Annotated in this window: 8 protein-coding genes, 1 tRNA gene and 2 pseudogenes; 3 read left to right on the top strand and 8 right to left on the bottom strand. The window is 39.0% G+C overall.

Going from position 1 to position 12,594, the window contains the following annotated elements; all coding sequences use genetic code 11:
* Positions 1–273: 273 nt before the first annotated feature.
* A tRNA-Thr gene (locus tag CDG59_RS03480) sits at positions 274–349 on the top strand.
* Positions 350–397: 48 nt separating this feature from the next.
* Here CDG59_RS03480 and CDG59_RS03475 read toward each other — a convergent pair.
* The 6 genes from CDG59_RS03475 to CDG59_RS03450 form a co-directional block, all read right to left on the bottom strand.
* The gene (locus tag CDG59_RS03475) at positions 398–1,225 is read right to left on the bottom strand and encodes an SAM-dependent methyltransferase (protein ID WP_087543623.1); all 828 of its coding nucleotides are present in this window, start codon (positions 1,223–1,225) and stop codon (positions 398–400) included.
* Between the two features lie 2 nt (positions 1,226–1,227).
* Positions 1,228–2,526, bottom strand: a complete 1,299-nt coding sequence (locus CDG59_RS03470) for an FAD-dependent oxidoreductase (protein ID WP_087543621.1) — start codon at positions 2,524–2,526, stop codon at positions 1,228–1,230.
* A gap of 435 nt (positions 2,527–2,961) precedes the next feature.
* A complete protein-coding gene (locus tag CDG59_RS03465) occupies positions 2,962–3,822 on the bottom strand; it encodes a pirin family protein (RefSeq protein WP_087543619.1) in 861 nt (286 codons plus the stop codon).
* Between the two features lie 278 nt (positions 3,823–4,100).
* Positions 4,101–4,685: a single-stranded DNA-binding protein gene (ssb, locus tag CDG59_RS03460; RefSeq protein WP_005156773.1), complete on the bottom strand. Its 585-nt coding sequence runs from the start codon at positions 4,683–4,685 to the stop codon at positions 4,101–4,103.
* A 51-nt stretch (positions 4,686–4,736) separates the two neighbouring features.
* A complete protein-coding gene (locus CDG59_RS03455) occupies positions 4,737–6,101 on the bottom strand; it encodes an MFS transporter (protein WP_034602552.1) in 1,365 nt (454 codons plus the stop codon).
* A 151-nt stretch (positions 6,102–6,252) separates the two neighbouring features.
* The gene (locus CDG59_RS03450; RefSeq protein WP_087543617.1) at positions 6,253–7,335 is read right to left on the bottom strand and encodes a DUF475 domain-containing protein; all 1,083 of its coding nucleotides are present in this window, start codon (positions 7,333–7,335) and stop codon (positions 6,253–6,255) included.
* A gap of 171 nt (positions 7,336–7,506) precedes the next feature.
* Here CDG59_RS03450 and tenA point away from each other — a divergent pair, with 171 nt between their 5' ends.
* On the top strand, positions 7,507–8,181 hold the full coding sequence (gene tenA, locus CDG59_RS03445; protein ID WP_005156779.1) for a thiaminase II: 675 nt from the start codon (positions 7,507–7,509) through the stop codon (positions 8,179–8,181).
* 156 nt (positions 8,182–8,337) lie between these two features.
* Here tenA and CDG59_RS03440 read toward each other — a convergent pair.
* Both CDG59_RS03440 and CDG59_RS03435 read right to left on the bottom strand, forming a co-directional pair.
* Positions 8,338–8,601: pseudogene (locus tag CDG59_RS03440) on the bottom strand (DUF1304 domain-containing protein); the annotation flags it as partial.
* 30 nt (positions 8,602–8,631) lie between these two features.
* Positions 8,632–8,858, bottom strand: a pseudogene (locus CDG59_RS03435) (TetR/AcrR family transcriptional regulator); the annotation flags it as partial.
* A 367-nt stretch (positions 8,859–9,225) separates the two neighbouring features.
* Between CDG59_RS03435 and uvrA the strand changes: the two are divergent.
* Entirely contained in the window at positions 9,226–12,057 is a 2,832-nt protein-coding gene (gene uvrA, locus CDG59_RS03430; protein ID WP_087543613.1) for an excinuclease ABC subunit UvrA, read from the top strand.
* Positions 12,058–12,594: the final 537 nt, after the last annotated feature.

Raw genomic sequence — 12,594 nt, 5'->3', positions numbered from 1 at the left:
AATACACTACGGCGAATAACGGTAGTATACCGACAACTTTGTCGGTATATTTGTCGGTATAAATCAGAATCAGCCAAATTTTGACCCACAAATTTCAATGGAATTAGCTTCAAATCTTAGGTTGAAAGCTATTTAAAACCATTGATTGATTGGAATTTACTGCGGTCAATTTGGGGGGAATTGATAAAAAATCAACAATCAAATTAAATTTATCTGTTTGCTCATTTTTTCGCTTGTTTTTTTAAATAGATTCTGTAGAATTCTCGCCACGTTGCCGGCATAGCTCAGTTGGTAGAGCAACTGACTTGTAATCAGTAGGTCCACAGTTCGAATCCGTGTGCCGGCACCATCAAATTCAAAAAAGGCTTAATTTTAAAGATTAAGCCTTTTTTATTGCCTAATTTTTAACTGCGCTGACCTGAATATAACGCACTAAACCATCTTGATAGAGTTTTCTACATAACTTTGCTGTCATATCAATTTTCAATTGTGCCAAGTCAAAATGTTTCCTTTCTTTTCTCTTATTTTCAATATAGACAGCAAAACCATTTAAAACAGGTTCGGAAAAATCCTGAATCTCAATCTGGGTAAATCCTTTTTGTATAAGCTTTTGTGTTAATTGTTGTTCACCCATTAAATTTTGCCAATTTACATCAGCGCTTTTGAGCAAATAACGGTATTGTTGTTTTTTTAAATTTGAACACTCTCGCCAAGCATCTGACCACATCAAATAATGAAATGCAATTCGACCTTTTGAATTCAAAACCAAAGATGTCGAATTGAGAAATGAATTCAAATCACTGTGATAAGCTGCATCTATACACAGCACTACATCAAATAAATTTAAAAGTTGCAGTGCGTTTAAATTCAAAAATGATCCACAATGAATTTGAACTTGGGCTAATTGTTTTTGAATTCGTTTGGCATATTCTGGCTGTAGCTCAACCGCACTGAGTTGTTGAATCTGATAATACCTAAGCCAATGTAAAAGACTTGCTCCCTGTCCACAGCCCAGATCTAAAACATGATCAGATTGTTTGAGTTGAATAGAAGCAGCGATTTGATCCGCTAGGCTTTGGCAAGCCTGTGGGTAATCATCATATTGGTTCTGCCAATAACCTAAATTACTCCAAGCAAGTAAAGAATCATCTCCGAGACGTTTTGCATCTATTGCATATTTATGTCCGAAAACTTTCTCAATCCATCCTTGCTTGGAGTAAGCCATATTTAATAACCCAGTTCTGGCGCAACTGAAACTTTCGGTTTAAGCCCAACGAAAGGCAATGGCGCACCTAAAATTTCAGAAATATGCATCGCCGAGGTCACCGCAGATTCTAAAATTGGCAATCCATCACATGACCACGAACCACAATAAAACACTTTACGATTGAGGTCTAAATGACGTTTTTGAATTTGTTTATTCAACGCAACCGTCTCTGAATCAACAACAGCACGCGTGAGCTGTACCTTAGAAATAATTTTCTTAGGGTCAATATCAATTACAGGGCACCAAGTTTGGAATACGGCATTTTTGCCGACTAGGCTTGGTTCGATTGAATTAATCCACACAGTGAATTGCTGGCGGCTAAAATTCCGATCCATCATATAACTTAATACTGACCAATCTTTACGGCGTTGTGGCATCACGATTGGATCGGTGTGAATAACCAAATCACCTTGTTCAAAACGGAACTTTTTCAGTAATGCAATATCATCTGCAAATTGTGGTTGCTTGAGAAAATTTTCAATGGCTGGTGTTGGTGTTGCAATAACAACTCGATCGAACAATTGGCTTACACCTTGTCCATTTTCTACCAAAATCTTATCGTCTTGTTCTTCTACTTTTTCAACAGGTGAGCCACTATGGATAGCAATTCCATCAATCAGTCGATTCACGAGTGCAGGTGTTCCCCCTTTCATTCGCAATAAAGCTTCACCTTCTGTGAGTTGGCGAATAAATTCTAATAGGGGCTTGGCTGGCCACTCACCAATCGTTTTTGGATGGCATGTGCAAATGGTATAAAGCACTGGCATTACCGTACCATGCCAGAACACTTCCTCAATATGATATTGATTCATGAACTCAGCTAGGGTGATGTCTTGATTATCTGATTTGAAAAATTGATGTACAGCTGTTTTGAGTTGTAGCATCCCTTTGACCAGACGCCAGCCATATTGCTGTATCCCTTTACGGTTATTAATAATTGGGAAATTTCCAATTCGGCTACGTGAAGTTGTTAGCCAAGTATCTGTTTTATCTTCAAATAACCAACTACAAGCCATAAATGTACGCACAGGGAACGTTTCTATTCCCAAATAGCTGGCTAAACTTAAAGTATTTTTCCAAAGTTTTGGGTTCATCACACGTAATGGTGCATCAATTAAGCCCCCATCAAAGTCTATACTGTGACTGTCCATGCCGCGCCCAGCAAGTGCTTCGAATATCGTTACGTTATGTCCTGCATCATGTAGGATTCTGGCTGAGGCAAGTCCTGCCATACCACTGCCGATAATTGCAATATCCAAAATTATGTCCCATCAGTTGATGATTTTTCTTGATTATGACTGATAGTTAACCTAAATACGGTATTAAAAAATACCATATTCTGCATTTAAGCTAAACTTTTGTCTTAATGTGTCCATTCACTTATTGTTACATTTTAACACACTTCTTATTTTAAGCTTAAATCAATGATAATATTAACTATATTGTTTTATACATTAAATAAATATACATAACATTCTTTATTTTTCCATTTTACCCTGTTAGGGACTTTGCAAAGCTGAAATTTAGCGCTATTGTGATTAAACAATAATCAGAATCGAGTCACGTAACAAACTGGATAATAATAAGTGACCTAATATTAAAACAATCAATAGAGAGCCTTATAGCGAAAGCCCATAACTTTAAAGGAGTTATGGGCTTTGTTATATGTGTCTGTATATAAGGAAAATTAAGCTTTACATGCTGCCAAATTTACCACGATTGAAATCATTGATCGCATCTGTAATCTCAGCTTTGCTATTCATAACAAATGGCCCATAACCTTCAATCGGTTCATTCAAAGGTTGACCTGTTAAAATCAAGAATTTACTGTCTTGCTCAGCCTTGATCGTAAAATCAATTTCTTCACGGCTCAGTACAACCAAGCTTGGTGCTGCAATGTGTTGAGCATCATTTAAAATCACCTCACCAGAAAGTAGCACCAACAATGTGGTATGTCCTTCGGTCACATAAAACGTGTGCGCTTGATCTGCCACAACTTTACCATCCCAAACATTGACTGGACTGAATGTTGTAGCTGCGCCAATTGTCTCTTGATATTGCCCAGCAATCACACGCAATTCACTCCCTACATCATCCAAGTGAATGCTTTGGATATCTGCTGCTTCAATGGCTTGATATTTTGCAGGCGTCATTTTCGAATGAGCTGGCAAATTTACCCATAGTTGTACCATTTCAAACAAACCACCTTGATGAGCAAATTCAGGGGAATGAAATTCTTGATGTAGAACACCACCTCCAGCTGTCATCCATTGCACATCACCAGCTTTAATTGTACCACCGCCACCACTTGAATCCTTATGTGTCACTTCACCTTGATAGGCAATCGTTACGGTCTCAAAACCGCGGTGCGGATGGGTACCCACTCCTTGTTGAGCAGTCGTTGGTTCAAAACGGTACGGCGCTGCATAATCTAAAAGTAAAAATGGGCTAATCGCTTGTCCCAAACGATCATAAGAAAACAAATTGTACACAGGGAAACCATCACCAACCCAGTGCATATTTTTATTTTGATAGATACCAAGAACTTTCTTCATTTAGTTTCTCCTATTCAGGTAGAAATTCTTTTCTTGAGACTCATTTTACGCCTTGATGATCAACGCTTATAGATATGGATTAACAACAAATTATTCCACAAACAGGACAATCTTAAATTTTATAGATAATTTAGTACTAAATTAGGGTCTGTTGACATTTGCTGTATAAAAAATGGCGAGTAAGTAAAATTCAATATTTTTTTAAAAATAAAAAAAAGAACTTGATATAAATCAAGCTCTTTTTCTTTAATAAATACAATATTTACATATTATACAAGTTAAAATGGTAAATCATCATCTAAATCAGCAGGGGCAGTCGCAGGCTGAGGTGCTGATTTTGGTGTATTAAAACCATTTCCTGCTTGTGGACTACCAGCATAATTACCTTGATTACCGCCAGCAAAACCTCCGCCCTGACCATAACCATTTTGGTTGTTGTTATAACCCGTATTTTGGTAACCACCACCTTGGTTATTGTTGTTGTTAAAACGTGGTTGATTAAAGTCACCGCCGCCTTGTTCGCTTTGTTGACGCGTATCTAACATTTGCATTTGATCGCCACGAATTTCAGTACTGTAACGCTCTTGACCGTTTTGATCTGTCCATTGACGAGTACGTAATGAACCTTCGATATAAACTTTTGAACCTTTACGCAAATATTGCTGTGCAATTTCGCCTAAACGGTTGTGTAACACAATACGATGCCATTCTGTTTGTTCTTTACGCTCGCCTGTATTCTTATCTGTCCAAGACTCACTTGTTGCAATCGAAAATTGAGTCAGGGATCCACCATTTGGAAAAGTTTTGGTTTCAGGATCTTTACCCAAAGTACCTACTAAAATAACTTTATTCACACCACGCATTAGCTGTCTTCATCCTATATATTTCTATGTTTTACTTTATAAGAGTTATGTTTAAATGGCTACCTCTTTGCCAATCAAGTGCGTTAAATCTTGTCGTCCAGCATCATCTATACACTGTTTATCGACTTTAATATAAGCAACTTGTTGTTCAGGCATCACCACGACTTCTTCAATACCACGAATTGCCAACAATTTTGAAGTCCATTCATCCGTTTGTGTCATTTGAGGTAGAGGCAACACAATTGAAGACAAATATCGAGGTTGAGCCAGCCCAAAACTGACCAACAACCAAAGTATAGCAATCCCAGAGAGGACACTCCAGCCAAGTGCAGTATTCTGTAACATCAGAAGCTGTCCACCCAAAGTACCACCAAAAAAAGCACCTAAGAATTGGCTACTGGCATTTATTCCCATCGCAGTTGCTTTAGATTGAATAGGTGCAACTTTCGATAACCAAGATGGCAATAACGCTTCCATGACATTGAAGGCGATAAAGAAAATACCAAGCCCTGCGAGCAATACATATTTCGATTCATAACCAAAAATAAGAATCAGTAAACCCACAATAATTCCAGCAATTGCTGACAAGAAAATACCACGCATTTTGCGATATTTTTCAGCAATAATAATACTTGGGAAAGCAAAGAACAGACTCAGCACCAATAATGGCAAATAAATCAAACCATGTTTTGCCAGTGGAATTTGTGCATATTCAATCAACTGAGAAGGAATATAAATAAACATTGCCGTGAGCAATAAGTGCAGAGAAAAAACAGAGACATGTAAGCGATTCAAATCGCCCATTTGAATGACTTGTTTCAACTGTGATAAATAACCTTGTTGGAAATTGCGATGATGTCGTGTGACTTTAGGCACGAGCAATAACATCAAAATCGCAGCCAATCCCATAATCGTTGTCACGAAAAATAGTCCAGAAATACCGACTAAGCTAGTGAGCCAAGGCCCTAAACTAAATGCCACTACGAAAGACAAGCCAATACTCATCCCCATCGCTGCCATGGCTTTAGTCCGCTGTTCTTCACGGGTCACATCGGCCAGTAAAGCCATGACTACGGCTGAAACTGCACCTGCACCTGCAATCGCACGACCAATAATCACACCATAAATTGTGTCAGATAAACCTGCTATCGCACCACCAATCGCAAATAAGAGCAAACCCAGTACAACCAATGGTTTACGACTAAAACGATCAGCCAACAAGCTAAACGGAATCTGCAAAATTGCTTGTGTTAAACCATAGACCCCTACAGCTAAACCAATGAGGGCAGGCGTGGCATATTGATAAGATTGTCCTGCCACTGAAAAGACAGGAATAATCATGAACAAACCCAACATGCGTAAGGCAAAAATGCTGCTTAAGGCAAAAGTTGAACGGCGTTCTAAAGCATTCATTATTGATAAGACACTATAACTGGCTTAGCGAATTATAAGCGATTCGCTTAACAAGGTTGTAAGTAGATTATGAAAAACACAATCTTTAGGAGAAAAAATAAAGGAGCAAATCGTGCTCCTTTATTTAAAATATATCACTTAGCTGAAAATAAACTTAAGAAGCTTTCTGTTCTCGCTTGCTATATTGAATAGATGCGATCACGGCCCAAACGATAAAGGCAACCCCGATCAGGCCTGTTACAACTTCAGGTACATGTAAACCTGTACCACTTGCGATCATGATAAATGCCAAAGCACCAATCGCATAATGCGCACCATGTTCCAAGAAAATATAAGCATCTAACGTGCCCTTTTCAACAAGATAGATGGTCATTGAACGGACAAAGATTGCGCCAATCGCAAGACCTAACATGATAATGACAACATCACTGGTAATCGCGAATGCACCGATCACACCATCAAAACTGAACGATGCATCTAGGACTTCAAGATATAAAAAACCACCAAAGCCAGCTTTCACGACACCTGAAGCAGCGCCATTTGCATCATGCGTAACCGCATTACCATTTTCATCAATCTCTGGCTCACCACCGAGGAGATGACTAAGCACCTGTACGCCAATATATACGACAATACCCCAGATCCCTGCCATGGTCACAGCCAAACGTACAGACTCTTCAACATTGGCTGCCATAATAATCATGGCAATCAAGGCGAGAAAAACAGACATGGCGGGTACACTGGCTAAATTTGCTAATTTTGCTTCTAACCACTTAAACCAATGGGTTTCTTTACCATCATCAAAGAAGAAGTTTAAAAACACCATTAACAGGAAAGTACCACCAAACGCTGAAATTTCAGCATGATGTGCCATTAAACGCTCTGAATAGGTTTTTGGATCATTCAATGCCATTTTAGCGACTTCAATCATGCCCATATCTGCCGTCACAGCAACAATAACGACAGGGAAAATCAAACGCATTCCAAACACGGCGATTAGAATACCCACCGTTAAAAAAATCATTTTCCAAAAATGATCCCAATTACGTAATACCGAAGCATTTACCACAGCATTATCAAAGGATAGCGAAACTTCCATTACGGCCAAAATCGCAGTAATGGTCAATGCTTTAAGCATCGTAGCTACGCCTGCTTCAGGGCCATGCGTGTAGCCCCAATAGGCAGATAGTGCTAAACACACTACCGTAAAGAATATAGAAAAACGAAAATGCTTCATGATCAGCCTTATGCGAAATCGTTGAGTTATAAAAATGTAGCTATTGTAGGCGAGTTTTGACCCAAAAAGAGAAAAGATTGTTGGACTTGTTTGGCAAAAGAAACCATCCAAACCAGACTCTGTTATAGTGCTGAAAGATTTCTTTTATATGTACTTTAATAGGTTCATTTCATGACGTTTTCTCAAGATGTATGGCAACGTAATCACGATTTATATCAAAAAATATTAGCTCTACCATTCAATCAAGAACTAGCTAAGGGTACTTTAGATCGTAAAGCATTTTGTCATTATGTGATTCAAGATGCTCACTATTTACTAGCTTATGGTCGTGCGCTTGCAGTAGCTGCGGCAAAAGCCTATGAAGCAGATGATGTGATTCAATTTTCGGAAGCAGCAAAAATTGCGATTATTGTAGAACGTAGCCTGCATAGTGATTTTATGCAGGAGTTTGATGTCAGCAAAGCTGAGTTTGAAGGCACACCATTAACACTTGCCTGCCACCATTACACCTCTTTCCTAACCGCAACAGCTTGGTCAGAAAGTTATCCTGTGATTTTGGCAGCATTGCTTCCCTGTTTTTGGATTTATGCTGAGGTTGGTAAAGACATCGTAAACCAATCAGTTCCTAATAATCCATACCAAGCATGGATTGATACCTATGCAGGTGAAGAATTTAATACGGCAGTGCGCAATGTGATTGCAACTGTAGATAAAGTGGCAGCACGTTGTGATCAAGATACCTTAGCAAAAATGCATGCAGCCTATACCATGGGTGCTAAATTAGAATGGTTGTTTTGGGACAGCGCGTATCAGCAACGCCAATGGTTAGGTTTAGATCAAGCTTAATCGTCTATCAGACCTTCATTTACATTTTTCACAGACATAAAAAAGCCCCTCATAGGGGCTTAGTCGTATATCGTATTGTCCGATATACTGTATGAGGCTCATCTCAAACTGGCTGCATTAAAACATAAATCAGATCGAGTGAATACCTTTAATTGCTTAAAAAAAGTTAACCGCAATTAAGGCAAGCAATGCGGGTACAGATTGGATATAAATAATTTTTTTGCTTGCCGTCAAAGCACCATACATACCTGCAATCAACACACACACTAAAAAGAAATTTGCCAAAGCTACCGCATAGGTTTCAGGTGCAATGAGTGCCCAAAACAAACCTGCTGCAAGAAACCCATTATAAAGACCTTGGTTCTGCGCTAAAACTTTAGTGAGTTGGGCTTTTTCCAAGCTATTACCAAAAGCCTTTAAACGTGCATACGCACTTTGTTCAGTATGCTACCAAAGCTGTTCGACTTGTACTTTATAGTCAGCCATGTATGTTCTAATAGGGCACAACCAAATGCCTCTTTAGACGCAAAATAGTGGTAGAACGAACCTTTTGGCACGTCACAGGCTTTTAAAATTTCTTGTAAACCAACTCCCACAAAACTTTTACGCAATAACAATTCAAAACTAGTATCCAAGATATGTTGTCGAGTTGCTTCACTCTTGATTGATCGTTTCATAGCCACACCATAAATTAATATTAGACCAGTCGTCTAGTAAATTTATGTATTTTTATTCTGCAACAGCTTTACGGTAGTAAAATCAGAAAAGGAATGATAAAAATACAACTCGGTCAGGATGTGATACTCGTTATAAATGTGATTTAACCGTCACAATTTGTAGTTTTAAATATTTTTATACCTCTTGAACAATTTTAAGGCGCTATCATATAAGACCCATTCAACAGCAAAATGCTGCTCAGAAATTATTTTAAATTGATTAGTACTGAGCTTTCTTTCAATACATTCAAATTAAATAATGAATGATCTATAAGATTGCTGTTCAATGTATTTTGATCTTCTATTTGCATATTACTGAGATGTTTTCATGAGCCAAAGTCATATCCGTATTCGAGGCGCACGTACCCATAATTTAAAGAATGTGTCACTCGATATTCCACGTGACAAATTTGTGGTGATCACAGGGCTTTCAGGTTCAGGAAAATCATCCCTTGCATTTGACACTTTATATGCTGAAGGTCAGCGTCGCTATGTCGAATCACTCTCAGCTTATGCACGCCAATTCCTTTCGCAAATGGAAAAACCTGAAGTTGACTCAATTGAAGGTTTATCACCTGCAATTGCGATTGAGCAAAAATCAACTAGCCATAATCCACGTTCAACTGTCGGAACAATTACCGAAATTTATGACTATTTGCGTTTGCTTTACGCACGTGTTGGAACGCCTTATTGTCCTGAACATGATCTCCCAATGGTGGCACAAACCATTTCTGAAATGGTTGATGCGGTAAAAGGACTGGAAGAAGGCACTGCCCTGATGCTACTTGCACCAGTAGTACGCGAGCGTAAGGGTGAATACACCCAATTATTTGAACAATTACAAGGTCAAGGTTTTGTCCGTGCGCGTGTCGATGGTGAAATCATTGATATTGATACCCCACCTGAATTAGACAAAAAGAAAAAACATACCATCGAAGTCGTGGTTGATCGCTTTAAAGTCCGTGACGATCTCGGCAATCGTATTGCAGAATCGTTTGAAACTGCATTACGTCTAGGTAGTGATATTGCGGTGTTGTCGTGGATAAATGGCGAACATCCTGAACGTGTGTTCTCTGCAAAACATTCATGTCCTGAATGTGACCGTGCCGTAGCTGAACTTGAACCACGATTATTCTCATTTAATAATCCATTTGGTGCTTGCTCTGTCTGTGATGGTTTGGGGACTCGTAGCCATTTTAGTGCGGAAAAACTGATTCCAAATCAAGAGGTTTCAATCAGCCAAGGGGCGATTCGTGGTTGGGACAGACAACGTCCGTATTACTACACCATGCTGCAAAAAGTTGCGGATCATTTCAGTATTGATCTCGATCAACCTTGGAATAGTTTAGATAAAGACACCCAAAAGAAATTTTTACAAGGCACAGGCAGAGAGAAAATCGACCTCAGTTATATCGATGAACGTGGTCGTAAACACAGTCGTGTACAAGCCTTTGAAGGAATTCTGCCACATTTAGAACGCCGTTATCGTGAAACTGAATCGAATTATGTGCGTGATGATCTCGCACAATATTTATCCAATGCAGCATGTGATGCTTGTGATGGTTCACGTCTAAACGAAATTTCACGTCATGTTCGTGTTAAAGATAAGACCATTGCACAAATCACCAAGATGTCGATTGGTGATGCAGAAAACTATTATCAAGACCTGAATCTTGAAGGTGCTAAAGGTGAAATCGCCGATAAAATCTTTAAAGAGATTCGTGAACGTTTACATTTCCTCGTCAGTGTCGGTTTAAATTATCTCAGTCTTGCACGTTCAGCCGAAACATTATCAGGGGGTGAAGCACAACGTATTCGCCTTGCATCACAAATTGGTGCAGGCCTAATGGGTGTGATGTATGTACTGGATGAGCCATCTATTGGTCTGCATCAACGTGACAATGATCGCCTATTACAAACCTTAATTCGCTTACGTGATTTGGGTAATACGGTGCTTGTGGTTGAGCATGATGAAGACGCGATTCGTGCTGCGGATCATATTATTGATATTGGTCCTGGTGCAGGTATTCATGGTGGTGCAATTATTGCCGAAGGCACTTATGATGAGTTGGCAAGCCATGCTGACTCCCTTACAGGTCAATATCTCTCAGGCAAATTGAAGATTGAAGTACCGAAACAGCGTACCCAATCACCTCGTCCAAATGAAGTGATCAAGCTGTCTGGTGCGAGTGGACATAACCTGCAAAATGTCGATCTGACCATTCCTCTCGGCATTATGACCTGTGTCACAGGCGTGTCAGGTTCAGGAAAATCAACGCTGATTAACCGTACCTTATTACCTTTGGCTGCGACCCAGCTCAATGGTGCAACCACACTGACCGCAGAAAAGTTTGATTCGATTGATGGTTTACAGCACTTAGATAAAGTGGTTGATATTGACCAAAGTCCGATTGGTCGTACCCCACGTTCGAATCCTGCCACATATACAGGCTTATTTACCCCAATTCGTGAGTTATTTGCACAAACGCCTGAAGCCAAAGCACGTGGTTACAGCGCAGGTCGTTTCTCGTTTAACGTGAAAGGCGGACGTTGTGAAGCCTGTGAAGGCGACGGCATGATCAAGGTCGCAATGCACTTCCTGCCTGATATGTATGTGCCTTGTGATGCCTGCCATGGCAAGCGTTATAACCGTGAAACTTTAGAGGTTGGTTATAAAGGCAAGAACATTTCAGACGTGTTAGAAATGACCGTAGAAGATGCTGCTGAATTCTTTAGTGCCATTCCTGTGATTCACCGCCGTTTAGATACCTTAATTCAAGTAGGTCTAGGCTATATTCGTTTAGGTCAAGCAGCAACTACGCTTTCAGGTGGTGAAGCGCAACGGGTTAAATTAGCGCGTGAGTTAGCAAAACGTGATACAGGTAAAACCTTATATATCTTGGATGAGCCGACAACAGGTCTACATTTCCATGATATTGCTAAGTTACTCGACATTTTGTATGAGCTACGCAATAAGGGTAATACCATTGTGGTGATTGAGCATAATTTGGATGTGATCAAAACCGCAGACTGGGTAATTGACCTTGGTCCTGAAGGTGGTTCTGGTGGTGGTCAAATCATTGCCGAAGGTACACCTGAGCAAGTCGCTGAAGTTGAGATTTCTCACACAGGGCGTTTCTTGAAGCCAATGTTGAAATAAATTTAATGGGTTCTCAAGTACTGGCGTAAATTTAGGTTGATTCCGTTTCTCTAGCTTGAATTTACGCCAACTCAAAGGTCATATCTTAAAAAATGGATAAAGAACGGGCAAAAAAAAGCTCAACCTTGGGGAAAGTCGAGCTAGTAAAACACAATATATTGAGAAAATGTTACGAGAGAATAAAATGCAAATTAAATACCTCTCCGCAACCATTATGTGAATTATATCTCAAAAAGTAAAGTCGATTAAATAGATCAAGTTTAAATTTACAATCGTTTTTCCAAATTAAATTAGCTCTTAAAATTGAACTTCCCAAATTTTTTAATTGTCATGCTTCATTTACAAATTAAATTAATCACATAACACAATTTTAATGAGATTAAAATCACATTTTTATTGGTGATTTATTACAGTTTTACGACATATTAAAACGAAAAAAACGATAAACTCAATCTAATTAACCAATTAAGATACATCGTTTCAAAACAAGATTACTCGCTTAAATAAACATAAGAAAATATCTTATCTATATATTAA

This window comes from Acinetobacter sp. WCHA29 (assembly GCF_002165335.1).
GTDB lineage: Bacteria > Pseudomonadota > Gammaproteobacteria > Pseudomonadales > Moraxellaceae > Acinetobacter.
The sequence above is the reverse complement of the archived record's forward strand: the minus strand, read 5'-3'. Positions and strand labels throughout refer to the sequence as shown.